17 protein-coding genes and 1 tRNA gene are annotated in these 25790 nt (G+C 59.6%); 11 read left to right on the plus strand and 7 right to left on the minus strand.

The window, feature by feature from the left end; genetic code table 11:
- Nucleotides 1-204, minus strand: a 204-nt coding sequence (locus AC5S3R_RS00005) for a transposase (protein WP_494264547.1), incomplete at its 3' end; no start/stop codon positions are given.
- 109 nt (nt 205-313) lie between these two features.
- Between AC5S3R_RS00005 and AC5S3R_RS00010 the strand changes: the two genes are divergently transcribed.
- On the plus strand, nt 314-1498 hold the full coding sequence (locus tag AC5S3R_RS00010; protein ID WP_494264548.1) for a pyridoxal phosphate-dependent aminotransferase: 1185 nt from the start codon (nt 314-316) through the stop codon (nt 1496-1498).
- 87 nt (nt 1499-1585) lie between these two features.
- Here AC5S3R_RS00010 and AC5S3R_RS00015 read toward each other — a convergent pair whose 3' ends face one another.
- Both AC5S3R_RS00015 and AC5S3R_RS00020 read right to left on the minus strand, forming a co-directional pair.
- Entirely contained in the window at nt 1586-2953 is a 1368-nt protein-coding gene (locus AC5S3R_RS00015; protein WP_494264549.1) for an AtzE family amidohydrolase, read from the minus strand.
- The gene (locus AC5S3R_RS00020) at nt 2950-3135 is read right to left on the minus strand and encodes a DUF4089 domain-containing protein (RefSeq protein WP_494264550.1); all 186 of its coding nucleotides are present in this window, start codon (nt 3133-3135) and stop codon (nt 2950-2952) included. Before AC5S3R_RS00020 ends, AC5S3R_RS00015 begins: the two co-directional genes overlap by 4 nt.
- A gap of 323 nt (nt 3136-3458) precedes the next feature.
- Between AC5S3R_RS00020 and AC5S3R_RS00025 the strand changes: the two genes are divergently transcribed.
- From AC5S3R_RS00025 to AC5S3R_RS00055, 7 genes are all read left to right on the plus strand, one after another.
- Nucleotides 3459-4364 carry a sugar phosphate isomerase/epimerase family protein gene (locus AC5S3R_RS00025; RefSeq protein WP_494264551.1) on the plus strand — a complete coding sequence of 302 codons (906 nt, stop codon included), beginning with the start codon at nt 3459-3461 and terminating at the stop codon, nt 4362-4364.
- A complete protein-coding gene (locus tag AC5S3R_RS00030; protein ID WP_494264552.1) occupies nt 4361-5539 on the plus strand; it encodes a Gfo/Idh/MocA family protein in 1179 nt (392 codons plus the stop codon). The genes AC5S3R_RS00025 and AC5S3R_RS00030 overlap by 4 nt, the downstream gene beginning before the upstream one ends.
- A 12-nt stretch (nt 5540-5551) precedes the next feature.
- Nucleotides 5552-6688, plus strand: coding sequence for an FMNH2-dependent alkanesulfonate monooxygenase (gene ssuD / locus AC5S3R_RS00035; protein WP_494264553.1), 1137 nt, complete (start codon nt 5552-5554; stop codon nt 6686-6688).
- Nucleotides 6689-6702: 14 nt separating this feature from the next.
- On the plus strand, nt 6703-7965 hold the full coding sequence (locus AC5S3R_RS00040; protein ID WP_494264554.1) for an MFS transporter: 1263 nt from the start codon (nt 6703-6705) through the stop codon (nt 7963-7965).
- Between the two features lie 389 nt (nt 7966-8354).
- Nucleotides 8355-11609: a TonB-dependent receptor gene (locus AC5S3R_RS00045; RefSeq protein WP_494264555.1), complete on the plus strand. Its 3255-nt coding sequence runs from the start codon at nt 8355-8357 to the stop codon at nt 11607-11609.
- Nucleotides 11610-11677: 68 nt separating this feature from the next.
- Nucleotides 11678-14077 (plus strand): glycoside hydrolase family 2 protein, encoded by a 2400-nt coding sequence (locus AC5S3R_RS00050; protein WP_494264556.1) that lies wholly within the window; start codon nt 11678-11680, stop codon nt 14075-14077.
- A gap of 84 nt (nt 14078-14161) precedes the next feature.
- Nucleotides 14162-14237: transfer RNA gene (locus AC5S3R_RS00055), tRNA-Ile, on the plus strand.
- Between the two features lie 133 nt (nt 14238-14370).
- Here AC5S3R_RS00055 and AC5S3R_RS00060 read toward each other — a convergent pair.
- The 4 genes from AC5S3R_RS00060 to AC5S3R_RS00075 form a co-directional block, all read right to left on the minus strand.
- Nucleotides 14371-14742, minus strand: a complete 372-nt coding sequence (locus AC5S3R_RS00060) for a hypothetical protein (protein WP_494264557.1) — start codon at nt 14740-14742, stop codon at nt 14371-14373.
- A gap of 61 nt (nt 14743-14803) precedes the next feature.
- Entirely contained in the window at nt 14804-15013 is a 210-nt protein-coding gene (locus AC5S3R_RS00065; RefSeq protein ID WP_494264558.1) for a hypothetical protein, read from the minus strand.
- A gap of 4 nt (nt 15014-15017) precedes the next feature.
- Complete coding sequence (locus tag AC5S3R_RS00070; RefSeq protein WP_494264559.1) at nt 15018-16445, minus strand: glycoside hydrolase family 30 protein; 1428 nt, start codon at nt 16443-16445, stop codon at nt 15018-15020.
- Between the two features lie 72 nt (nt 16446-16517).
- Nucleotides 16518-20078, minus strand: coding sequence for an outer membrane beta-barrel protein (locus tag AC5S3R_RS00075; RefSeq protein ID WP_494264560.1), 3561 nt, complete (start codon nt 20076-20078; stop codon nt 16518-16520).
- A 361-nt stretch (nt 20079-20439) separates the two neighbouring features.
- Between AC5S3R_RS00075 and AC5S3R_RS00080 the strand changes: the two genes are divergently transcribed.
- The 3 genes from AC5S3R_RS00080 (at nt 20440) to AC5S3R_RS00090 (ending at nt 25465) form a co-directional block, all read left to right on the plus strand.
- Complete coding sequence (locus AC5S3R_RS00080; RefSeq protein ID WP_494264561.1) at nt 20440-22599, plus strand: DPP IV N-terminal domain-containing protein; 2160 nt, start codon at nt 20440-20442, stop codon at nt 22597-22599.
- Between the two features lie 169 nt (nt 22600-22768).
- Nucleotides 22769-24439: a methyl-accepting chemotaxis protein gene (locus tag AC5S3R_RS00085; RefSeq protein ID WP_494264562.1), complete on the plus strand. Its 1671-nt coding sequence runs from the start codon at nt 22769-22771 to the stop codon at nt 24437-24439.
- A 117-nt stretch (nt 24440-24556) separates the two neighbouring features.
- Nucleotides 24557-25465, plus strand: coding sequence for a helix-turn-helix domain-containing protein (locus AC5S3R_RS00090; protein WP_494264563.1), 909 nt, complete (start codon nt 24557-24559; stop codon nt 25463-25465).
- The last annotated feature ends 325 nt before the right edge of the window (nt 25466-25790 follow it).

Below are 25790 nucleotides of genomic sequence, written 5' to 3' on the forward strand. Positions count from 1 at the left end.
CACAAAGCGCTTGTGCACGGTCTTGTACTTGCCATAGCGGTCGGGAAGGTCGCTCCAGCGCGCTCCGGAACGCAGCACCCACAGCACGCCGTTTACAAAGATACGGTTATCGGCTGCTGTGCGGCCCACATGCTCCTTGCGTCCAGGCAGAATATCCTTGATCCGCTCCCACTGCGCCTCGCTTAACTCGTACCGGCTCGCCATACTTACACTGCAGCAGCTCGACCAACGGACGCAAAGTGTATATGTCGATACAGCCTAGTCCCTAGTCCCCAGTCCCTATAATCAATAATCACAATCAGGAGTTCTCCCCATGAGCCAGTCCACAGCCACCCCTGCCTCTCGTCTTTATGTCAGCGAGCTAGCCCCCGGCACCGTCCAGTCAGAAATCCGCGCCATGAGCGTGGCCTGTGACGCCATCGGAGGCATCAATCTCGCGCAGGGCATCTGTGACACGCCTGTCTCATCCCCGGTAGAAGAAGCGGCCATCGCCGCCATCCGCAACGGCGAAAACATCTACACCCGCCTCGACGGTATTACCCGCCTCCGCAACGCCATCGCCGCCAAGCAGCAGCGCGACTACGGCCTCGACTATCAGCCCGAAGGCGAAATCCTCGTCTCCGCCGGAGCCACCGGAGGCCTCCACGCCGCCGCCATGGCCCTCTTCAACCCCGGAGACGAAGTCATCCTCTTCGAGCCCTTCTACGGCTACCACGTAGCCACGCTCAAGTCGATGCGCATCAAGCCCGTCTTCGTCCCGCTTGCAGAAGGCGACTTCGCCCTCGACACCGACGCGCTCAAAGCGGCCATCACGCCCAAAACCCGCGCCATCCTGCTCAACACCCCCGCCAACCCCAGCGGCAAGGTCTTCACTCTCGCGGAAACCGAAGCCGTCGCTGAAGTAGTCCTCGAACACGACCTCTTTCTCATCACCGACGAAATCTACGAGTACTTCCTCTACGACGGCGCGCGCCACATCGCCCCGGCCACGCTCCCCGGCATGAAGGATCGCACCATCATCCTCTCCGGCTTCTCCAAAACTTTCTCGGTCACCGGCTGGCGTCTCGGCTACGTCTGCGCCCCGGAAAAATGGCTCGCCCCCATGGCTTACTTCCACGACCTGACCTACGTTTGCGCTCCATCGCCGCTGCAACACGGCGTAGCCGAAGGCTTGGAAAAACTCCCGCCCAGCTTCTACACAGGCCTGGCCACCGACCACCAGTCCAAACGCGAGCGTATTCTCGCCGCCCTCTGCGCCGCTGGCCTCAAGCCCACCATCCCGGCAGGCGCGTACTACATCCTCGCCGACGCCACAAACCTGGAAGGCGAAACCGCCCCCCAAAAAGCTCGCGCCCTTCTGGCCGCCACCGGAGTAGCCTCCGTAGCCGGCAGCGCCTTCTTCCAAAAAGGCCGCGGCGAAACCCTGCTGCGTTTCTGCTTCGCCAAACAAGACGCCGACCTCAACGAAGCCTGCCGCCGCCTGACCAACCTGGCCTAAGCAAAACCCTTCCGTGTCCTATCCTTGCGATTTTTTCTATCGCAGGAGTGGGAGCCCCATCCGCTCGTTCCCCCACAAATCCCGGGTTCACCCCTCCAGTTCCCGAGCTACCCGCAGCACATCAACCTCCCGATAGGGAGCCCCAATCACCTGCACCCCCAGCGGCAACCTCCCGGCCTCCACAGAAGGAACCACAACCACCGGCAGCCCGAGAAACGAAACAGGCTGTGTATACATCCCCAGGTTAGGCCGCGCCGGAATCTGCTTCCCGTCAAACGCAATCATCTGTTGCCCCGCCGCAATCGCCGGGCAGGGCGTAGCCGGAGCCAGCAGCACATCAAACCGCCGCAAAACCTCCCGCACCCGCGCCTGAAACACCCGCCGAAACCGCTGCGCATGCACATACCACGAAGCCGGAATCAGCGCCCCGGCCATCAGCCGGTCCACCACTGCCGGGTCAAAGTCATCAGGCCGCGTCCGCAGCCGGTCAAGGTGCAGATTCCCACCCTCCACCGCCGTAATCAGAAACGCCGCCGCCCGCGCCAGCTCCACATCCGGCAGCTCCACAACCTCGGTTGCGCCCACCTTCCGCGCCACCGCATCCACAGCAGCAAAAGCTTCCGACTGCCCGCCTCGCCGAAAGTATCCGCCCAGCACGCCAATCCTCAGCCCACCGGCCCCGCGCCCCAGCTCCGGCAGCGTAGCCTCAACCGGCCGTTTGGAACACACCGGGTCCTTCGCATCCGGCCCATGCAGCAAGTCAAACGCCAGCGAAAGATCCCGCACCGACCGCGCAAACGGCCCCACATGGTCAAAGCTGGCCGCAAACAAAAACGCCCCCGCCCGCGAGATGCGCCCATACGTAGCCTTCAGCCCATACACCCCACAAAACGCCGCCGGCACCCGTATCGAGCCATTCGTATCCGACCCCAGCGCCAGCGGCACAAAACCCGCCGCCACCGCCGCCGCCGAACCACCGGAAGACCCGCCCGCCACCCGTGTCATATCCCGCGGATTCCGCGTCGTCCCGTAGTGCGCATTCTCCGTCACAAACCCGTAGGCAAACTCATCCATGTTGGTCGCGCCGACAAGGCAAGCCCCCGCCGCCCGCAGCCGCGCCACCACCGCGGCATCCCGCAGCGCCGCGGGATTATCCGCCAGGATCTTCGACCCCGCCAGCGTCGTCACACCCTGGATATCAAACAGGTTCTTCGCAGCAAACGGCACCCCCGCCAGCGGCCCCGCATCCTCCCCCGCTGCCACCTGGGCATCCACGGCATCCGCCGCCGCCATCGCTTCCGCCAGCATCACCTGCGTAAAGCAGTTCAGCTCGTCATCGCGCTTCGCCACCGCCGTCAGCGAAGCCTCCATCACCTCGCGCGCCCGCACCTTCCCGCCGCGAATGACCTCTGCAATTCCTGTAGCATCCAGCCCCAGAATCTCGTCCGCAGTCATGGCTCAAACACCTGTGCCGACTCAACTTCATCGGGAATCGCAACCGCCAGCAGAGGCGCGGCCATCTGTGCAATCCGCTCCAGGTTCACGCGCACGCCGGCCGCATTCGCCGCCGGAACCGGCAGCCCAGCCAACTCCGCCGCAGCCTCCATAAAACCCTCAGGAAATCCCGTTTCCGCCAACGCAATTCCTCCAATAGCATTCAATCTACACGCCACACACCAAATAAGAAGCAGTCCGCGCCATTTGACATACGGCGCATATCTCTTTAGCGTAGCTGGAAGAGACTCAACTTGACGCTTCCTCTCCAATCCGTGCCATGTTGTTGTTGTTGTCGGTGCACCTCCTGCGCCGCGGCTCGGTGTTGTTGACTCTCGCCTCGCCATTTCCCCTTCCAATCAGATTCCAGTAGTTAGCGGCCCTCGCCGTTAGCTCCTTTTGGCTTCCCAATCAAGCGCTGCATATTTCTACCCGCTTTTTAACGCGTAGAAACCGCACGCGGAGGATGAACTTGATACATCAGTCAAACAGACGTCAGTTCCTGCAGAGATTCAGCGCCCTGGCCATCGGCGCAACCGCCACTTCGACCATTCCATTCCCCGCCTGGGCCAAAAGCTCCGCATCCGCCATACAGTTAGGCGCACAAACCAACGCCTGGGCCATCGATCCCAAAAACTTTGACTCGTTCTTAGCCGTACTCAACCAGATCAAGCAGATCGGTTACACAGGCTTTGAGACAGGCTTCTTCAATCTCGCTCCGCAGTTCGACGCCCCCGCGGAAGCGCGCCGCAAGATAGCCGATATCGGGCTCGCATTCACCGGCATCCACATCGCCATCGCCTTCGACAAAACCGACCCCGCAACCAAGCTGCCGCCAGCCTCGCTCTATGAAAAGGTCGCACAAGGCGGCGCAGCCCTCGGCGCACAAAAGCTCATCTTCAGCGGAGCGCCCGCCGCAACCGAAGACGAGCTCAAGCGCAAGATTGAAGCGCTCAACACCGCAGGCAAATTCGCGCATAACCTCGGCCTCAACTTCGCCTATCACAATCACTGGTGGGAAGCGCAGTCGAAGCTCGGCGAGCTCGAAGCGCTCTATTCGCAAACCAACCCCGCGGAGGTCTCGTTCCTGCTCGACGCAGGATGGGCCTATCACGGCGGCGTCGATGTGCCGGAGTTCCTGCGCAGTCACGCCAAGCGCATCACCGCGCTCCATCTCCGCGACTTCAGCAATGACAAGCAGGTGCCGCTCGGTGAAGGAACCTTCCCGCTCAAGCAAGTGGCGGCAACCCTGCGCGAGCTGCATTGGAAGGGATGGGTACTCAATGAAGAAGAGCGTTCGACCGGCGAAAAGCTGGGTAACGCCGTCATCGAGCCCGCTTATCAAGCGCTGCATGGAGCCTTCTCCGCATGAACCGCCGCGAATTCCTTGCCGCATCCGCAACAACAGCCGTAGCGCTGAGCGCCAGGTCGTATGCACGCGTGCTCGGGGCCAATGACCGCGTAGGCCTCGGCGTCATCGGCCTGGGCCGCCGCGGCACCATCGTCAGCGGAGCCCTGCTTGCCGATGGCCGCGCGCAGCTCACCGCCGTAAGCGATGTCTACGATGCGCAGACCGAGCAGTTCCTCACTCGCTTCGCAAAAGGCGACCCCAGGCCCGCCTCGTTCGTTGCCTACAAGGACCTGCTAGCCCGCAAAGATGTAGACGCTGTCCTCATCGCAACGCCCGACCACCTGCATGTCACCGTTGCAAAGGACGCACTCGCCGCAGGCAAACATGTCTATCTCGAAAAGCCCACGCTTCATCACTGGGAAGAGCACACCGTCCTGACTGAAGCCGCACGTCGCAGCAAGACCGTTCTGCAGTGCGGCATGCAGCAGCGCAGCGGCGCACACTACTTCCGCGCCAAGGATGAAGTCATCGGCGCAGGAAAACTCGGCAAGGTAGTCTTCGCACGCGCCGTATGGCACAACTTCCCCTGGCAGCAGCGCCGCATTGAGCCCGCTCCCAAACCAGCAGGTCTCGATTGGCAGGAGTTCCTCGGCCCCGCTCCAAAAGTGCCCTATGAAACAGCGCGCTACACCTCATGGCGCTATTTCCCTGACTACGGCAACGGCCTGCTCGCCGACATTCTCACGCACTGGGTCGATGTAGCGCAGTGGGTGCTGAACGACGCGCATCCGCAATCCGCCTCCGCCTTCGGAGGCATCTACCAGTTGCACGACGGACGCCAGAACCCAGACACCGTCAGCGCAATCGTGCGATACAACGATTGGAACCTGAGCTTCGAGTCAAGCGTTCTCTCCATTCGCAATGACCGTCCAAGCGTCTTCTTTGAAGGTACAGAAGGCACGCTCGACCTCTTCCGCGAAGGCTACGTCTTCACGCCGAACAAGGGCACAGCAGAGAATGTCGCCGCAACCGAGCCGCTCGAAAAGTCGCACGCAGGCAACTTCTTTGACGCAATCCTGCGCGGCTCTCGCGTCAACGCGCCCATCGATGCAGGCATCGACGCATCGCGCCCCGTACAAATGGCGCTGCGCTCCTATTGGACACAGAAGACAGTTTCAAATTCAGATTTTTCCTGAAGCAGGTGAAAGATGCAGATTAACTGGTTTATCCCGACAACCGGCGACGGCCGCTATCTTGGCTCCAGCCATCAATCGCGCGTAACGGATTACGCGTACCTGCGCCAGATTGCCCAGGCCGTAGACAATCTCGGCTACTATGCCGTTCTCCTGCCCACCGGCAACTCATGCGAAGACTCATGGGTAATGGCCTCCGCGTTGATGCCAAGCACGCAGCGCCTCAAGTTCCTCGTCGCCGTGCGTCCTGGCATCATGTCGCCCACCGTAGCAGCACGTATGACGGCAACCTTCGACCGCCTCTCCGGCGGACGCCTGCTCATCAACGTCGTCACCGGCGGCGATCCGCATGAAGCTGCAGCCGACGGCGTCTTTCTCTCGCACGATGAGCGCTATGAAGTGACCGACGAGTTCCTTAACATCTGGCGCCGCATCCTTGCCGGAGAAACTTACTCCACCACTGGCAAGCACATCCATGTAGAGAACGCCCGCGTCTACTATCCGCCCACGCAGCAGCCGCATCCTCCTCTCTATCTCGGCGGCTCCTCCGACGCAGCACTGCAAATCACAGCCGACCATATCGACTACTACCTCACATGGGGCGAGCCGCCCGCGCAGGTAGCGGAGAAGGTTGCCCGCGTGCGCAAGCTCGCCGCAGAAAAAGGCCGCACCGTTCGCTTCGGGATCCGTCTCCACATCATCGTGCGCGAGACAAACGACGAAGCATGGCGCGACGCAAAAGACCTCATCAAGTACATCGACGCGGAAACCATCGAGCGCGCACAAAAAGGCCTTGCAAAGTTTGATTCGGAAGGCCAGCGCCGCATGGCTTCACTGGTACAAGGCAAAGACGGCGGTGCAAACCTCGAGATATCCCCGAACCTCTGGGCCGGTATCGGCTTGGTGCGCAGCGGCGCAGGCACTGCCTTGGTAGGCGATGCGGAAACCGTAGCGCAGCGCATGCTGGAATACGCGGACCTTGGCATTGAGAGCTTCATCCTCTCGGGCTATCCGCATCTTGAAGAAGCCTATCGCGTAGCGGAGCTGCTTTTCCCGCTGCTTCCCATCGACCACACTGACGGCAATGCCGCGCAGGGAAATGTCCGCAGGGCAGACAACTTCGTAGGCAATGAGTTCCGCCCCATCAAGTGAGTTAAACGAAACGTATGGCAATCCTCGCAGCAGAGAAGAGCGAAGTGAACACGACCATAACCGCAGATAGCGGGCATGGCCGTGCGCGCTGGATCGTGCTCTCTCTGCTGCTTGCCATCACCATCATCAACTTCATCGATAGGCAAACCGTCTCCGTACTCGCGCCGGTCCTGCGCCAGATGCTGCATCTCAGCAACGAGCAATACGGACGCATCGTAGCCGCCTTTCAGTTCGGCATGATGACCGGCGAATTCCCAATGGGCTGGCTGATGGACCGCTGGGGCGTGCGCTTCGGCCTGGCAGGCGCGGTGCTCTGGTGGTCTATCGCCACAGGTACGCAGTCCATCACGCGCTCCGGCGTGCAGCTTGGCATCACGCGCTTCTGGATGGGCACAGGCGAGTGCGGTAACTACTCCGGCGGCATGAAGTCCATCTTCCGGCTCTTCCATCCGCAGGAGCGCACGCTAGCCATCGGCATCTTCAACACCGGCAGCATGATTGGCGCAACGCTAGCACCGCCGCTGATCGTATGGCTTGCCCAGCGCCACGGATTCCGCACCGCATTCCTCATCCCAGCTTCTCTCGGCGCATTGTGGATTCCGCTCTGGCTCTGGCTCTACCGCGATCCGCACCAGCAACAGCACGCATCCGCGCAATCCGTTTCGCTCGGCGCGCTGCTCAGCCAGTCCTCCGCATGGGCTGTCATGCTCTGCCGCTTTTTCATCGGCCCGGTCATGCAGTTCTACTGGTATTGGATTCCCAGCTACCTGTACAGCGTGCGTCACCTGTCACTCACGCAGGTAGGCTTCCTCGGCTGGATTCCATTCCTGCTCGGCGATGCAGGAGGCGTAGCCGGAGGATGGGCCGCAGGCATACTCACCAAACGCGGACTCAGCGCCTACACCGTGCGCCGCATCACCATGTGGGGAAGCGCCGCGTTTTGCGTAGCAAGCTTCGCCGTTCCCTATCTGCACAACACAGCAGCAGCCTTTCTCGCCATTGGTATCGCAGTAATGGCCGACAACTTTCTCTCCGCCAACATGTTCGGCGCAGTAACAGACCTTTTCCCTGACCAATCCGTAGGCCGTGCCACAGGACTCACCGGCGTAGCAGGCGGCTTGAGCGGCTTGCTCTTCCCCTTGCTCACGGGATACCTGGTCGATCGTTTCTCTTACGCACCCGTCTTCGCAATGATTGCGTTAATGCCGTTAATCGGTGTCGCAATGTTGTTTTTAATCGGCAGGCAATACCGCATCCAGGCGCGGAGCGCAAATTGACATGCAAATACACGAATGGTATGTTTCACCCATGACTTCAACAACGCATCTGCCGCCCTTTGTTCAGCGTGCGGCCTCCGTGTCTGTTGAAGTTTTTTCTTCCCCTCACGCTCTTTGTGCGTGTTGTTGTTGTCGCTAGTTTTCTTCGAGTGACACCGGCACGAATTCCCCTGGCTGCCGTCGAGAGCGGAACTGAAAATCCAATCCAATCTTCCCTGATTAGCTTGCTGCGCTTGATTGCGCGCATGGATTTTGTTCCATCCCTCTCCAACGTTTGCGTGAGGTCATCTGCATTCTTCCTCTGCCGGTCTGTTCACTCGCAATACAAAAAATCCAACCCCCAAGTTCTGCACACAGAGTGAAAAACAGCTTTCAAGCTGAGGAGATTTATGATTCAGGCCAGGCGCAGCTTCTTTCTTCCCATCTTTCTTTTCCTGCTTTTTGCATCGCCAGGCGCAACGCTCTTCGCGCAGGCGATTGGCAGCATCCGTGGCACAGTTTCTGATAAAAGTGGCGCGCGCGTTGCGGATGTAACCGTAACAGCCACCAATGTAGAAACGCAGATCTCTCGCACATCGGTCACAAACACCGAAGGCATCTATGTCTTCCCCAATCTGCCCATCGGCAACTACACATTGGAATCGCATCGAGACGGCTTTGAAACCCAGAAGCACGCAGACATACACCTGCTGACCGGCCAGACACTCGACATCGCCATTCAGGTTGAAGTCGGCAACGTCACGCAGTCCGTCGAAGTATCCAGCGACACACCGCTCATTCAAACAGCATCCTCCAGCGTGCAGGCATCCGTAGACCAGCACCAGATGCAGGAGCTTCCTCTGAATGGCCGCAACGCTTTGCAGCTCACCGTGCTTACACCGGGAACCACGCTAACAGGCGTCGGTACAGAAAGCGGACAGCAGGACAACACCGGCCTAACCGTCAACGGACTGCGCCCCACACAAAACAACTTCCAGCTCGACGGAGCCATCTACACCAATCGCTTCTTTGATTCCGTGCCGATTCTTCCCAATCCAGACGCGCTGCAGGAGTTCACAATCCAGTCGTCCAACTACAGCGCGCAGTACGGCGGCGCAGGCGCTCTCGTCCAGCTATCCACGCGTTCAGGAACCAACAAGTTCCACGCCTCAGCCTACGAGTTCCTGCGCAACACCGTGCTCAACGCACGCAACTACTTCCAGCAAACCGCGCCGCCATTCAAGCTCAACCAATTCGGCGGAACCGCCGGTGGCCCCATCTTCAAAGACCGCACCTTCTTCTTCTTCGCCGCAGAAGACCTGCAGCAGCGCTCTTCACCAAATCCAATTTCAATCACCGTTCCCACCGCGGCAGAGCTGAAAGGTGATTTTTCCGCATTGCTCTCGCAGGGCATTGTCCTCTACAGCCCCTACACAGGCCAGCCCTACGCAAACAACCAGATCACCGATCCAATCAGCCCACTCTCCAGCAAGCTCGCACAAAAATACCTCGTGCCGCTGAATGCCAACCCCACCACCGGCGTCTTTAACGCAGTCTCCAACTCCAACATCGACAGCACGCAGTATCTCGCCAAGATCGATCACACAATCTCGCAAAGCAATCATCTGAGTGGCCGCTACTTCTACAACCAGGACAACTTCCAGCGTCCCTTCAATGCGCCGCTTGGCTTCTTCGCGCTCAATCTCTTCCGCAACCAGTCGCTGATCCTCACCGACACGCACGTCTTCAGCCCAACACTCACCGCCAGCTTCTCTGTCAGCGGCGGACGCTTCGCACGCACGCAGATTCCCGAAGCGCCCGGCCTGCAATCGCTGCAGGACCTCGGCCAGCAGGTTCCACTCGGCGCTCCCGGCGAATCCATCTTCCCCGGCATTCGCGCCAACATCTCTGGCTTCGTCAACATCTTCTCCGGCGGCGCGCTAACGCAGGACGTCACTTTGTTTGACTACAAAGCCTCGCTGGTAAAAGTCCTGCAAAAGCACACGCTGGATTTCGGAGCAGAGTTTGAACGCGACCGCATCGACATGGACGACTACTCCTACACACCAGGCGACAACACCTTCAGCGGCATACGCACCGCCGCGCCCACTGGCGCAACACTGCCTGCAGGAGCCAAGAAGAGCGGCTCCGCTCTCGCCGACTTCTATCTCGGCCTCGATTCGCAATTCCTCCAGGACAATGGCCGCAAGGCATACCTGCGCGAGCTGCGTCCCTCCGTTTACCTGCAGGATGATTGGCGCGTCACGCGCAACTTCACCGTCAACCTCGGCCTGCGTTGGGACCCATGGCTTCCTCCCACAGACCTGAACGACACGCTCGTTGGTTTCACCTCTGGCTTCCAGTCAAAGATCGCTCCCAACGCTCCCACAGGACTTGTCTTTCAGGGCGATTCAGGCTTGCAGTCCTCCGTCTTCAAGCACAACTGGAAGGACTTCGCGCCTCGCGTAGGATTTGCCTACAACGTCGATGGCGCAGGCAAAACCGTGGTGCGCGCCAGCTACGGCATCTTCTACGGCTTCCCGGAAGGCCTGCTCTACCAGCGCACAGACGCATTGCAGCCGGTTGACCTTTATCTGACATACCCAGCCCCATCTGCCCAGTGGGACAACGTCTACGCAGGGTATCCCGGCGGCAGCCCATTTCCGCGCGGCCATGTTTCGCCAAGCGATTTCGCCGATTACCAATTCCAACTGCCCGTCTCCGGCGGCGTGCTCGACCCCGGCTCCAAGGTCAACTATACCCAGACATGGAACGCCACAGTGGAGCAACAACTCCCCGGCCACGCGGCATTCTCGCTGGCATACGTAGGCAACCACAGCGAGCACATCATGGGCTCGCGTCAATTCAACCCCGCTGTCTACGGCCCCGGAGCCACAGTCGGCAATGAGAATTCGCGCCGCCTCTATCCTGGCCTCGGCTCCGTGGAACTGGCGCAATCTTATGAATACGCAATCTTCCACTCCCTGCAGGCAAACTTCGTTGTGCGCTCGCAGCACGGCCTCACAGTGCTCACCAACTTCGTGTGGGCAAAAATTATCGACAACTCTTCCACCGCAACAGAAGGCAACACCGGCCCGCCGAATCCATTCAACCTGCAGAGCGGACGCGGCCCAGCCGACTACGATCAGTCTCTGCGCTACAACCTTTCGGTCAACTACGTAACGCCGCATGTAGCCGTGCGCGGCATCCGCAGCGCGCTGGTCAACAACTGGCAGATTAACGGCATCGTCAGCCTGCAATCCGGCCTTCCGTTCACCGTCGTCAGCGGTACAGACCGTTCGCTTACCGGCATCGGCAATGACTATGCTGATATCGTCGGCGATCCTCGCCGCCCCGCAGGCGCAAACTTCATCAAGCAGTACTTCAACACCGCAGCCTACACTCCGGCCGCAATCGGAACCTTCGGCAACATCAGCCGCAACAGCTTGCGCGGTCCCGGTTATGCGGATGTCGATTCCTCCATCTTCAAGGACATCCTCAAGACCGAGCACCTGCGCGCGCAGTTCCGCGCCGAAGCATTCAACACGCTCAACCGCGTAAACTTCTCCAACCCTGTCGCCAATGTTTCCTCCGGAACATACGGACAAATCACCGGCGCAAGCTCGCCGCGCGTTTACCAGTTCGGCTTAAAGCTGCTCTACTAACGTGTGCTGATTACGGCTGCGGCATACATACTCATGTATGCCGCAGTTCATTGGATGAGAGGACCCCCTTGGCACACGACAAAATCAGCCTTTCCCCTGCTGCAAAATCCATCTCGCGCCGAAAATTCCTGCAGAACACTGCACTCGCTTCTCTGGCTCACATCCCCGTTCTGCATAGCATGGCAGAAAGCCACGCAGCCACATACGGTCCCGCACGCCGCGTCTTATCTCTGGATGAAAACTGGCTCTTCGGCGGAAAGCAAAACTCAGCAGCAGATAACGCCGACACAAGCTTTACGCACATCACGCTCCCTCACACGGTCACACAACTCTCCTGGCAAAAGTGGGACCCGCAAACATGGGAAGACGTGTGGACCTATCGCCGCCGCTTTGACCTTCCATCCGCGTTCCAGGGCCTCCGCCTCTTCCTGCACTTTGACCGCGTTATGTCTGGCGCAACCGTCGCCATCAACGGGCACACATTCCCCGAACATCTCGGCGGCTTCCTCCCTTTCGATTACGAAATCACAAGCCTCGTGCACGAGCGCGACAACCTCCTGACCGTAGCCGTAGACGCGCGCTGGCTCAACGCGCCTCCCAGCGGCTCACCCAAAGGCCCGGCCTCGGTGGACTACATGCTCCCCGGCGGCATCACAGGCTCCGTAAGCCTGTACGCCGTCCCCGCAGTCTTTATCGAGAACGTCTTCGCCAAGCCCGTTCGTGTTCTGGAAGCAGATCGTCACATCGAAATACGTTGCACGGTCGCAAGCAGCCAAACACACCCTTCCTCCATCCGCTTGGAAGCAAAGCTGCAGACCGGCGCGCATACCATCGCACAAACCGCGCATCAGGCATCTCTCGAAAATCCACAGCAGGAGTTCCGCTTCAACCTCGAACATCTCGGCAACGTAACACTCTGGGATACCGACAATCCCCTCCTCTACAACCTGTCCGTCACACTTTGGGTCGATGGCCACGCACTGCACAGCTCCACAACACGCATCGGTTTGCGCGAAGCATCTTTCACGCAGCAAGGCTTCTTCCTCAATGGCCGCCGCCTGCGCCTCTTCGGCCTCAACCGCCATGAGCTCTATCCCTACTTCGGCTTCGCCGCTCCACGCCGCGCCTTGCGCAGAGACGCCGAGATTCTACGCAAAGAATTCAACTGCAACATCGTGCGCTGTTCTCACTACCCGCAGTCGGAAGCATTCCTCGACGCATGCGACGAACTCGGCCTTCTCGTGTGGGAAGAGATTCCCGGCTGGCAATATCTCGGCGATGAAAACTGGCAGCAACTGGCCGTGCGCGACGTGGAGGCAATGGTGCGCCGCGACCGCAGCCATCCTTCCATCGTCATATGGGGTACGCGCATCAATGAATCCGCCAACGAGCAGCCGCTCTACCGTCGCACGCGTGAAGCAGCAGACGCCCTCGATGGCTCCCGCCCAACCTCCGGCTCCATGACCTCAGCTTCGCGCAAAAACTGGCAGCAGGAATGGCATCAGGATGTCTTCGCATTCGACGACTATCACGCAGATGCAACTGGCAACGTCGGAATCGACGAGCCCCTTCCGGGCGTCCCCTACATGCTCGCCGAAGCAGTCGGCCAGTTCAACTACGGCGAGAAAAAAGGCTTCAACCAGAAATACCGCCGCGCCGGCGACGTAGCCATGCAATCGCGGCAAGCCCTGCTGCACGCGCAGGCACACAACAAAGCCGCAAGCTTCCCGCGCTGTTCCGGCGTCATCGCGTGGTGCGCCTTCGACTACGCAAGCCTCATCAATTCCTATGACGGAGTCAAGTGCCCCGGCGTCGCCGACTCATTCCGCATTCCCAAACCGGGAGCCGCATTCTACCGTTCGCAGCTCTCCCCGCACATCAAGCCAGTCATAGAGCCCTCGTTCTACTGGGACTTCGGCCCCGCAACACCACAAGGCCCCGGCCAGCAGGCAGCCATCTTCTCCAACTGCGACAAGCTTGAGCTATGGATCGACAACAAGCTGCACGCCACGCTGCATCCTGACCGCGATACATTCCCCAATCTTGAATACCCACCCTTCTTCGCGGACCTCGAAACAAACAGCGCCAACGCACCTGAGCTTCACATTCACGGCTTTGTGGACAACAAGCTGGTACTGTCGCGTCTCTTCTCCTCAGACAGCACTGCCGACAAGCTATGGCTCGAAACGGAGACCACCACTCTGCGCGCAGATGGCGAAGACGCAGCGCGCCTGGCATTCGGAGTCGTCGATAAGTTCGGCAACCCACGTCTCCACGCCGGCGGCACAATAAGCTTCGCAATCCAAGGCCCAGGCACAATCGCTGGCGACAATCCATTCCATCTGGAAGACAGCGGCGGAGTAGGCGCAGTGTGGCTGCGCACCATCCCCGGCCGCGCCGGGCATATCCAGGTCGAAGTAACACATTCCGCCTTAGGTAAGCGCACAGCAGAAGTTCGCAGCGCCTAAGCCAGCCCGTACACCGCTCATACAAGCGCCCTTCATTAGGTTCCAGGCCGCCTCCCGGAATAAAATGAAATCCAGCACAGTTCAGGGCCTGTAGCTCAACGGTTAGAGCAGGGGACTCATAATCCCTTGGTTGGGGGTTCAAATCCCTCCGGGCCCACCAATGCTGCGCTCTCAGCACCACGCCATTACTGCAAATATTCCCGCTCAAGCACGTGCAAAATGTAAGCCCCCCCGCGCCATAGCCAACCATCGGCTTCGCACCTGTCGCATCACCAATCGCACCGGGAAACAGCTCACAGGGCTTCGTTTCCAGCACGCCGCGCAATCTCCACAAAGCTCCTCAACCCAAAGATCGCTGCAGTTGTAGAAAATGCAAAATGCTTCTTGTTCTTCTGCCGTTCTTCCCAAATAGAAGTATCCGCTGCAACAATCTCGCCATCTTTGTAAGGCTCAGCGTTCGTCAGCAACGGCTTCACCACAAAACCACTCGCCCTTTCATACAACTTGCCGCGATAAGTGAAAGCCGTCAGCAGCGCTGCATCATCATACTTCCGCACATATTCACCAAGCGCCCACAGCGCCTCGCCCCAATCATCAAACTCAATATTGTCAGCGCCCTCCTGCGTAAAGAAAGGCTCTTCTGATCCATCACCGAAACAACGCACAAACGAAATCTGATAATCCGCGCCAGCCGTCTACGCACGCATCTTCCCCGTCGGTTGCGCATTAAAGTAGGCAAGCAGCGCGCGCCTCCTCACGATGCCCCATCCGCGCCAGCGCAACCGTAGCCCACGCCATATCGCGCGCCCACGGCGTAAACCAAACACCATCCGGCAAACTCGCAACAATCAGCCCATTGCCGGTAACAAGATTGGTAGCATGCGCATGCAAAGCAGCGAGCAGGCAAGCGCAAAGCGCAATACCCGCCCGCCGCAATTTTCTACTTCTTCGCGTGCCACACATAAGTTGCAAACGAGCCGGCACTCAAAGATACCGCAACACTCTTGCCATGCCAGCTTATATGAAAATCCTTCGCCACATCGGCATTATTCAACACCAGCACCGCAATCGAGCCATCAGCATTCTGAAACGCAACAGATTCCAGTTCCGCTGCGTTCGATGCACTCGTGCCAATCCGCACCGCGCCCGGATGAACAAACTTACTCGCATGTCCCACGGCGTAGTAGTCCACCGTATAACTAACCTTGTGTGCAGCCAGGTCATCACCAGCGCTGCGATCCACAGTCACAAAACCGCGGCAAGTCGCGCAGCCTCCTGCATTCGGCCCATTCTTCTCATCGAGCGCAATGCCCCAAAGAACAACCGCCTTCGACCAGTAATTCGTAGAGCCAAGAATCAGCTTCGCCGTCACAGCCAGCAGGTTCCCCTTCTGCCACGTGCCGCCGGAGCACTCCGTCATCCACTGCCCCTTGTCAGGAAACTTGTCATGCACCGGCCCCTGCGCAGCAACATCGCCGCCATAGCAGTGAAACGCCGTCCCAGCCACATACTTCGCAGCCTCCGCATTGCCAAGCACCTCTTCCGGATACTCAGGATGATCCCAGTTATGGTCATAAGCAAGAATCTTCGTCTGCGGCGAAACCTTCTCCAACTCCGGCCCAACAAACTTCGCAATCAGCTCTTTCTGCTGGTCCGCAAGCATCAGCGTGCCCGGATAATCCTTCGTCTCGTACAGCGGCTCATTCTGCAGCGAAAGAAACTTCACCGGAATCCCTGCCTGCTCATAAGCCGTAACAGACTTCGCAAGATAATCCGCCAGCTCAGGCCCAGCATCCGGCCTCACCTGCCCGCCAATCATCGTGTCCTTCGTCTTCATCCATCCCGGCGGGCTCCACGGCGTCACCATCACGCTCATAGCTGGATTCAGTTTCAACGCCTCGCGCATCGCGGGCAAAATGTATTCGCGGTCATGCTCAATCGAAAAGTGCGTCAGCCCTTCATCGCGCGCGCCCTTCGGCATCTCGTCATAGCTATAGTGATTGCGCGAAAGATCAGAAGCTCCCAGCGGAATCCGCACAAAGCTCATGCCAATTCCATCTTTGGGATCAAACAGCTTGCGCATCACCTCATCGCGCTGCGCGGGCGTCAACTGCTTCTCCAGCAGCCATGCGGAAGAGTCCGTCATCGCCGCGCCAAAGCCATCGATGGTCTGAAAGCGCTGCGTCTCATCCACGGTAATCGCCGCGCCCTCCGCGGCATGTTTCGCAAAAGAACTCGCATGCTGCAGCGTAAGCGCCTGCTTCAAATCAGGAGTGGTTTCGTAGGAAGCAACTTTTTGCGCGCGGAGTGCGGTAACGCTCAACGCAAGAAGACCAGACAAAAGCAAGCAGCGAGAAGATATACGCATAGGAACATTCCAGACTTGAACTTCAAGAAGAAAGGCGCGGAGCAGGTCATGCTCCGCGCCACAGGTTATCAGTTAGAAGGAGATGCGTGCGCCAAGCTGAATGACGCGCGGACCGCCTGAGCCACTGGGAGAATAGACGTTGGTCGGTTGCCCAAAGCCCTTATCCACGGTAATGGATTCCGGCGTGTAAGTGCCGCTGTCGCTGTTATAGCTCGGCAACGTCAGGTTCGCGCCAAAGTCCTTCGACGAGAAGTTGGAATGGTTGAAGACGTTGTAAGTCTCGCAGCGCAGTTGAATCGAGCGCTCCGGCTTACCCGGCCATGGAATGTTCTTGAACAGCGACATATCCCACGTCTGCATGCCACCCGAACGAAGGCGGTCCGGCGTGCCACGATCAGGATGTCCAATCGCAGGCAGAATCGGATTGCCATGCGAGTCCACGCTCAGGTTAACCGGCGGAACCTTGCTGTACTGGCGTCCACCGTCAAACAGGTTGCCCTGCACCCAAAGCTGCGTCCAGTTCGGCGTACCTGTCATAAAGTTCGACACGCCGGAGAGCTGGTAGTTGTCCGTGAGGTAAGAGACCCAGCGCGCCGCGCCAAAGCGCTTTGCCACATTGGGCAGATCCCACACATAGTTCACAGCCGCCACATTACGGCGATCCCATGCCGCAACCTGGTAGTTGTAAAGCCGCGGGTTGAACGGATCAACGTTGCCGCTCGTGTCGTCCGACTGCGTAGTCATCGACTTCGACCACGTGTAAACCGCACCAAAGGTTAAGCCATGGCTAAAGCGACGCTGCAGAGAAGCCTGCAAGCTGTTGTAGTTCGCCGTACCGTCAAACTTGCTGTACGGAAGCTGGTCATAGCCAGAATAAGGAGCCAGGTAGTTGGAAGCATAAGCATACTGGCCGCTGAAGCTGTAGCCTGCGGCAGCATACTCAGGCGGAAGGTTCGGCTCCACATCCGGCACAACGCCACCGGCAAAATTCGCCGGATTCTGCGCAGCCTTTGTGAAGGTTGTTCCATACGGGAACGTGTTGATGTCGCGATTGGTAATAAGGTGGCGCGACATCGTACCGACATAAGCAATGTCATATGAAACGCCCCAGCCCACTTCGCGCTGCACGCCAAGCGAATAGCTGTAAACCGTAGGAATCTTACCGCTGCGCTCCACTCCGGTAATCGAAGATAGCGCGCCCGGTGCACCCTGCGGCGCATTCGCAATCTGGCTCAGGTTCAGGTACGTCGGCGAGCTGATTGACGGTGTAGTTTCCAGCAGAGGATTGTTGAAGACGGGGTTGAAGACCAGGTTGCCCTGCTCGCGGTCATGCGACATGCCGAAGCCGCCGCGTACCACGCCCTTGTGGTCGCCCTGTGGGTCCCACGCAAAGCCAACGCGCGGTTCCAGCATTACGCCACGGTCATCCCATCCGCCCTTCGGCAGCGTGCGGTTGGCAACATACGCCATGCCTTCCGTCAGGTTGCCGGTATCGGGAATCGGATTGCCGCTGCTCGGGTCCACACGGGTAGCATTCGACTGGTTGTAGAGCGCCGGATCAAACAGCGCAATCTGGTTGTGGTCGTCATACTGCGGCGGAATCCAAACAAATCGCACGCCGTAGTCCAGCGTAAAGCGTGGCGAAACCTGCCACGTATCCTGCAGATAGAATTCAAGCTGGTTGTAGCGGAAGTATCCCGTCGGGCGCGAGCTCGACTGATCGAACGACTGGAAGTCACCAAGCAGCGCGCTGGCAAACGGCGAGCCCTGGCTCGTATCACCGCAGTTGGCGGCAGAGGCGGAAGTAGCGCAGTTGTTAAACGTAAACTGCCCGTTCGCATTGCCCCACGCAATCTGGTCCTTGCGGTTGCGCTGGTAGAAGACGCCAAACTTCATCGTGTGGCTCGACTTCACCCACGTCAGGTTGTCGTTCACGTTAATGGTGGTGTTGGCCTGGTACCACGGCGTCGCGCCAAAGTAAGACCACGCATAGCTCTGTCCGTTGCCGCCATAGCTAAAGTCCGGAATCGACGTATCCGAAGTAACCGGGAAGAGCAGCGGCAGGTTGATGTTGTTCGCGCCAACAGAAAGGTTCCCGTTGTTGCCGGTCGTGTTCGAGCGATAAGCACTAGGTCCAACGCTCACTTCGTTCAGCAGGTTCGGGCGGATCGTGCTTGTCAGGTCAACCGCCAGGTTCCAGCCGTTCTGCGTATTCAAGCAGCCGCCAACAATCTGCACTTCGCCGTCGCAGGGCAGGCCAACCTGTCCAATCGGAGCAATCGTGGACTGGTAGTTGCCAATCCAGCGGGCAAAAATACGCTCGCCGGGAGTAATCTGATAATCCGCACGCGCAATATACTCATGCCGCGGATTCTCATACGAAAGCGAATCAATGCGGTTGTAAGTATCCTGCGTGACGCCGTAGCTGGATACGTTCGGCTCCACGTAGAGCTTGTACACCGACTGAATGCCTGCCACCTGGTCGCCCGTCGGAATCTTGTTGCCGGCATAAGCCGTGCCCGTGCCGGGTTGATAAATCGTCAACGGCTTGCCGGTGTTATCGATGCTCTGCGAAAAGTCGCCCGAGCGCTCCAAATCCGTGGGAATGTAATACGAGTTCGTTCCACCCGGAACAAGCTGCTGATACTGCTCTGTCGAGAAGAACCAGTAAATCTTATCCTTCTTAATCGGTCCGCCCAACGCAATGCCTTCCGTGTTGTAGCGGTAAAGCTGCTTGGCAATATCGTTGTGGTTGTTGTACCAGCCGGCAGCGTTCATGCCGTCGTTGCGGTGGAAGAAGTGCGCGTTTCCGTGCAATTGGTTCGTACCGCCTGCCGAAACCACCGAAATCTGGCCGCCTGAAGCCTTGCCATATTCCGCCTGGTAGTTCGAGGTCAGCACCTTCACTTCCGCAATCGCGTCCGGGTTAATCGTCACGTGCGTACCGCCGTTGTCGCCGGTATCCACGTTTGAGGTGCCGTCCAGCGTAAACTCATGCGAGTTCGCGCGCGTGCCGTTGATGTTGTAGGTGTTCAACCCGCCGGTGCCCGAGGAGCCAAACTGGCCCACGCCCGCCACACCCGGAATCAGTCGCATGTAATCGAGCACGTTGCGCCCGTTCACGGCCACTTCCGAAAGCTGCTTGCCGGTAATCAGGTCCGAGCGCTCGCCGGAGTCCGTCTGCACCTGCAACTGCCCGGTGTCAGCCGTAACCGTCACCGAGGTCGCCGCCGCGCTCACATCCAGCTTAAAGATGCCCGCGTTCAGGCTGTCAGCTGCACTCAGAATCACGCCAGCCTTGGTCAGCGTTCCAAAGTTCGTCGCCGCCACCTGTACCGAATAGGTGCCCGGCGGCAGGTTCGGCAGGGAGAACGTTCCATTGCCGCTGCTCGTAGTGGTGCGGGTAACTCCCTTGCTGGGCTCCGTCGCGGTAATCGTGGCGCCGGGAATCACTGCCCCGGTCTGGTCCGTCACCGATCCGAAGATTGTTCCTGAAGTCACCTGCGCCCGGCTGGCCGGAGCCAGTCCGAGAACTGCCGCCAGCGTCAGGACCACACCCACAGCCAGCCTGGCCCACCGGCTGAGCGGATGGTCAATAGCGCCAGAAGCTCGTGAGAGATTTCTGTACAACATACTTCCTCCTGTTGCGTGTTGCGTCATCAAAAGTGAGGTTTTCCCTCGTGTTAGGGGTTCATTTTTCTGCCTCAGTTTGTTTACCCCTGGGGCACACCAGTGCGCGAGCGCTTACGCAGTCCCGGCACTTTGCACAACCGATTGAAGCTAGGCCCGCCACATAACAATGGTCATGACGACTGGCTGAAGAATTGCTGATGATTTTCTGATGGAGTATAAAGCATTGAAATAAATAAACTTATTCCGGTATAAAGACGGTGATAAACTGGTAACAATGCCGGACATACTGCCCCAGAAGGGGCATTTTTTCATTGCCGAATGGACCGTCGAGCCTGAATTAAATGCAATTTCAAGAGACGGCGTGACCACTCACCTTGAGCCCAAGGTGATGAAGGTCCTCCTGCAACTGGCAATGGCTCCCGGCCAGCTCCTCAGCAAAGAACAGCTCATCGAAGCCGTCTGGCCCGACACCTTCGTCGGCGACGACGTGCTCACCCGTTGCATTTCCGTCCTGCGCCGCGAGATGCGTGACGACCCCCACGCCCCCCGCTACATCCAGACCATCCCCAAAGCCGGCTACCGCATGGTCGCCGAAGTCCGCTTCGCCGACCCGCCGGAGAGCACGCCACCCCCACCCGAGCCGCCAATCGTCTCCCCGGCTCCAGCCCTGCTCAACGGAACGGAAAACCACACCGCCGCCCCTGCGCTCACCACCGCTCCGGAACCAGTACAACCGCCGCGCCCCAGTCTCCTGCGCCGCAACTGGCCTCTCTTCGCCGCCGTCTTTGCACTCCTGCTCCTCGCCGCCGCCGGTTTTGTGGCTTGGCGAATTCACCTCCGCAACTCCCACTCCGCCTTCAACGTCATCTCCCTCACCTCCTACACCGGCCAGCAGGATCAGGGCGCTTTCTCCCCCGACGGCACCCGTGTAGCCTTTATATGGAGCAACCCCGACGACGCCACCGGCAGCCGCAATCTCTTTATTAAGCAGATAGGCAGCGAAACCCTCCTCCGCCTCACCAATGCCGAAGAGTCCGACTTCTCGCCCGCCTGGTCCCCCGATGGCACCAAAATCGCCTACCTTTCCTTCAGCGATAAAGGTCTCGGCATCTACGTCATCTCCAGCCTCGGCGGCACCGCCCAAAAGCTCTACACCCCGCACAATATGGTCCATTGGGAGCAGCGCGCCCTCGCCTGGTCGCCCGACGGCAAAAGCCTCCTCTTCCCCGACGGCATGCCCTCCGCCATCAACCTGCTCTCGCTCGACACCCTTCAGGCCCGCGCCGTAACCACCCCGCCCCATGTCTGGGACGGCGACGTCAGCCCCGTCTTCTCCCCCAATGGCCGGGAAATCGCCTTTGTCCGTGCCATTGAAGGAGCCGTCCGCGACGTCTATGTCATCCCGGCCAACGGCGGCGCCCCCCGCCAGCTCACCAACGACCGCCGCCTCGTGGATACCCTCACCTGGACCCGCGACTCCAGCGCCATCCTCTTTTCCTCAGACCGCGGTGGAAAATTCGCCCTCTGGAAAGTCCCCGCCCGCGGCGGTGAACCGCAACGCCTGCCCGTCGGCACAGAAGACGCCACCCAGCCCGCCGTCTCGCTCAACAACAACCTTTTGCTTTACACCGCAGGCTCCGCCAACTGGAGCATCCTCGGCATTCATCTCCATCCCAGCAGTGAATCCCAAGCCCGCAACGAGTCCCGCCCCCACGAACCCGGCAAAGCCGAGCCCGTAGTCTCCTCCACCGAGCAGGATTCCGCCCCCTCCTTCGCCCCCGACGGCTCCCGTTTCGCCTTCCAAAGCTGGCGCTCCGGCTCACAGGAGTTATGGATAGCCTCCCGCGACGGCCTGACCCTCCGCCAGCTCACCAACTACGGCCACGGCCTCACCGGAAGCCCGTCCTTCTCCCCTGACGGCCAGCAGGTAGCCTTCGATTCCCGCCCCGAAGGCCACTCGCACATCTTCGTCGTCTCCGCCAACGGAGGCACACCTCGCCAGCTCACCACCGGCAACTCCAACGATATCCTCCCGCGCTGGTCCGCCGACGGCCAATCCCTCTACTTCGCCTCCAACCGCACCGGCGACTGGCAAACCTGGAAAGTAGCCCTCGCCAGCGGCCAACTCCAGCAGGTCACCGCCAACGACGGCTACCTCGCCATGGAATCCCCCGACGGCAAGTGGATTTACTACACCAAAACCAGCGAGCCCGGCATCTGGCGCATGCCCACATCCGGCCCTCGCACGGAAACCCATATCCTCCCCCAGCCCCCCGACGGCTACTGGGGCTACTGGGCCGTAACCACCCGCGGCATCTACTTCCTCGACGGCACCCAACCTGCTGCCTGGCGCATCCAGCTCTGGGACCCCGCCACCCAGCGCATCTCCACCGTAGCCACGCTCAGCCGCCGCCCCCCGCCCTTCTCTGGCATCACCGTAGACAAATCCGGCAACGAGCTCTTAATCACCGACGAAGACAACGCCAGCAGCCACATCACCCTCGTCCAAAACTTCTTCTAGTCCCGCTCTCCCAACCAAAGCCTTCCCCGCTCCAAACTCATGCTTTCCTCGCACGCACCGATAAGCATTTCGTAAAGAAATACCGTTTTTCCTCGTATCTGCGTGTGGCGTTCGCTCGTAAGCCAACGTCTTCCACCAGAAATCAAGACCGGGGAGCGCGTGAGGGGCCATGTTAAAGCGTCTGGGAATGCAACAGTTAATCTCGCTAGGGTTCGGACTTTTGTTGGTGGTCACTGGGCTAATCGGAGCCCTCGCCGTAAGCACCAGCCTCAGCGTGCAGCAGAAAAACACGCAGGCAGCGCTCGAATCTCGCCGCACCCTGCTCGCCGAGCGCCTCATCATGCTGCAGCAGCGCCAGCAAGCCACCTCGCGCGCCTTCCTGCTCCAGCCCTCCCCTGACGCCCGCAAGCGCTTCGACGAATCCACCCGCGACTTTGAAGCCACCTACAACCAGCTTGTCCAAATCACCCCGGACGAGCAGGGCAGAAAGCTCCTCGAAGACTCCCGCTTCGCCTGCAACGCCGGCGACACGGTCATCACCAAAATGTTCGACCTCGAAGAAGCCGGCCACCACGACCAGGTGCTCAACGAGCTAACCAGCTCCGTCTCCATCAGCCGCCAAATCCGCGACTCCCTCGACAGCTTCCGCAAATACGCCCAGGGCCGCGCTGACGCGTTAAGCCTCGACCAGCAGCAATCCGCCCGCCGCGCCATCTGGCTCTCCTCCTCCGCGCTCACCCTCGGAATCCTGCTAGCCATCGCATGCTCCATCGCCATCATCCGCGTCGTCGGCGAGCGTGCCCTGCAGGCGCGTCAGGCCATCGACGCCGTCGCCGACCGCGACCTCTCCCGGGAGCCAATTGAAGTCCACGCCCACGACTCCCTCGGTGAAGCGCTCCTCTCCGTTAACCGCATGAAAGACGGCCTAGCCCACGTCGTCAGCGGCATGCGCCAAATCGCCGCCCAGATCGCCTCCGCTTCCGTCGAGCTAGCCAGCACCGCGCAAAACAGCGCCAACAACGCCCACGCCGAGCTGGCACAAGCCGAGCTATTCGCCGCCGCCGTCAATGAAATGGCCTCCGTCGTCGGCCAAATCGCAGAAAACGCCTCCTCCGTCTCCCAAGCCGCCAACGGCGCCGCCGACTTCGCCCGTCAAGGCGAAGAAGCCGTTTCCGCCAGCGTCTCTAAAATGGAGCAGATTGCCGCCGAGTCCTCCACTGTCGCCGAAAGCATTGAAGCCCTTGCCGCCAGCTCCGAGCGCATCGGTCAGGCCGCCAATCTCATCCGCGAAATCGCAGGCCAAACCAACCTCCTCGCCCTCAACGCCTCCATTGAGGCCGCCCGCGCCGGTGAGCACGGTAAAGGCTTCGCCGTCGTCGCCGCGGAAGTCCGCCGCCTCGCCGAGCGCACCGCCGCTGCCACCGAAGAAATCGACGGCATGATCTCCACCGTCACCCGCCAAACCGCCCTCACCCTCGAAAAAACCCGCACCGAGCAGGATTGCGTCAACGAAGGCGTCGCGCTCGCCTCCGCCACCCGCCAGTCCCTCGAACAGATTCGCGGCTCCATCAACAACGTCGAATCCATGACCGCGCAAATCGCCGCCGCCACCACCGAGCAGTCTTCCGCCACCCAGGAATTGCAGCAAACCCTCAACCGCATCATGGAGATGGTCGCCGCCTCCGACGTTGCAGCAGAAGACACCTCCGCCGCCTGCAAAGAGCTCAGCAAACTCTCTGAGCTCATGCACATGGACCTCTCCGAGTTCATCCTTGCCCCCACTTCGGAAGTCACCCTCAGACCACCCAGTTCCACTTTGAGCAAGCGCGCAGCCGCATAATCACTAGCGAACAGATATCGAAACATGTGCAAAAATCGCTTGAAATAGGCGTCTTTATTGGCGAAAATAACAATAGGAGTTTCCCCGAAGCGGGCCAGCCGCAATGGCTGGCCCGCAATGGTTCGCATGGAACCGCTGAGTACAGTCGAAGAAGAGCAAATCGATCAAAAGCAGTTCATGATTGGACTGCATCCCGGCCCTCCCCCTGACCATAAGTGGGAGGAGCATGGGGACTACTCCATCTACACGGCCGAGCAGCACCGCTCCATCTGGGAGCGCCACACCCACAACTGCACGCAAATCACCGTAGCCACTGGCCCCGCCCAGGTACGCGGCGAGTGGGAAGGCCCGTCAGGCCGCATCGAAAAGCGCGAAATGTACGGCGACACTTGTTGGATCGTGCCGCCCGGCGTGCAACACGTCATCCATTTCGACCACCGCGCCCCGCTCATTCACCTTTATCTCAAGGACGCCTTTTTCAACGCCATGGTGGAGCACAGCCCTGACAACGCGCAGCGGCTTCTCATCCCCTCACTTCTCGTCCGCGATTCCTTTCTTGTCGAAGTAGCCAAGTCCTTATACACCGAGATGCAAGCCGGCACATCCAGTGCGCTCTTCTGCCAATCCGTGGCAACCATGGTAGGCACGCACCTCATGCGCCGCTATAGCCAGAACAACATAAGCATGCAGATATATCGCGGTGGGTTAGGCCCCGCACGGGAAAAGAAGATCCGCTCCTACATCCTCGACAATCTCCACACCTCGCTCTCCCTGGATTCCATGGCCGGCGTAGTGGACATGAGCCCCAACTACTTCCTCTCGCTCTTCCGCCAGGCCACCGGAATGACGCCGCACAAATACGTCATCCACCTCCGCATGGAGCGCGCCCGCAAGTTGCTGGAGCAGCCCGACCTGACACTGATGCAGATCGCCCACCACTGCGGCTTCCAGGACCAGAGCCAGTTCACCACCACCTTCCGCCGCTTCGCCGGAGTAACCCCCGGCCAATACCGCCGCCAGCTCTAACAACAGCCCGTCCCCTATTTCGCTCTCCACAAAGATTGAGCGTTGTCATCCTGAGCGCAGCGGATTGGGTCCCCGCGAACGGTTTCATCGTTCGTGGGGGTAGACGGAGCGAAGGATCTGCGGTTGACTTTTGCTGCCCACACCCCCATCCCGACCCCGACCACCGGGAGGGCCACAAAAGCTTCGTGGCGCGCAAAGCGCGCAGCCGCTGCATGCAATGCAAATAAATCTCAAATCTGTGGATAACTCTTGCGCTCAATTAACCCCCAATATGCCATACTCAAAATCACCAACAAGAAAGCCCGGTTCTAAAGAACCGGGCTTT

Source organism: Occallatibacter sp. FHG110214_02 (assembly GCF_059115385.1).

What these genes read in the sequence shown, in the direction of transcription:
- AC5S3R_RS00070 (WP_494264559.1), bottom strand. Translation starts at nt 16,445, where the DNA reads ATGCGTATATCTTCTCGCTGCTTGCTTTTGTCTGGTCTTCTTGCGTTG.
- AC5S3R_RS00090 (WP_494264563.1), top strand. Translation starts at nt 24,557, where the DNA reads ATGGTTCGCATGGAACCGCTGAGTACAGTCGAAGAAGAGCAAATCGAT.
- AC5S3R_RS00075 (WP_494264560.1), bottom strand. Translation starts at nt 20,078, where the DNA reads ATGTTGTACAGAAATCTCTCACGAGCTTCTGGCGCTATTGACCATCCG.
- AC5S3R_RS00015 (WP_494264549.1), bottom strand. Translation starts at nt 2,953, where the DNA reads ATGACTGCGGACGAGATTCTGGGGCTGGATGCTACAGGAATTGCAGAG.
- AC5S3R_RS00085 (WP_494264562.1), top strand. Translation starts at nt 22,769, where the DNA reads ATGTTAAAGCGTCTGGGAATGCAACAGTTAATCTCGCTAGGGTTCGGA.
- AC5S3R_RS00045 (WP_494264555.1), top strand. Translation starts at nt 8,355, where the DNA reads ATGATTCAGGCCAGGCGCAGCTTCTTTCTTCCCATCTTTCTTTTCCTG.
- AC5S3R_RS00025 (WP_494264551.1), top strand. Translation starts at nt 3,459, where the DNA reads ATGAACTTGATACATCAGTCAAACAGACGTCAGTTCCTGCAGAGATTC.
- AC5S3R_RS00030 (WP_494264552.1), top strand. Translation starts at nt 4,361, where the DNA reads ATGAACCGCCGCGAATTCCTTGCCGCATCCGCAACAACAGCCGTAGCG.
- AC5S3R_RS00040 (WP_494264554.1), top strand. Translation starts at nt 6,703, where the DNA reads ATGGCAATCCTCGCAGCAGAGAAGAGCGAAGTGAACACGACCATAACC.
- ssuD (WP_494264553.1), top strand. Translation starts at nt 5,552, where the DNA reads ATGCAGATTAACTGGTTTATCCCGACAACCGGCGACGGCCGCTATCTT.
- AC5S3R_RS00010 (WP_494264548.1), top strand. Translation starts at nt 314, where the DNA reads ATGAGCCAGTCCACAGCCACCCCTGCCTCTCGTCTTTATGTCAGCGAG.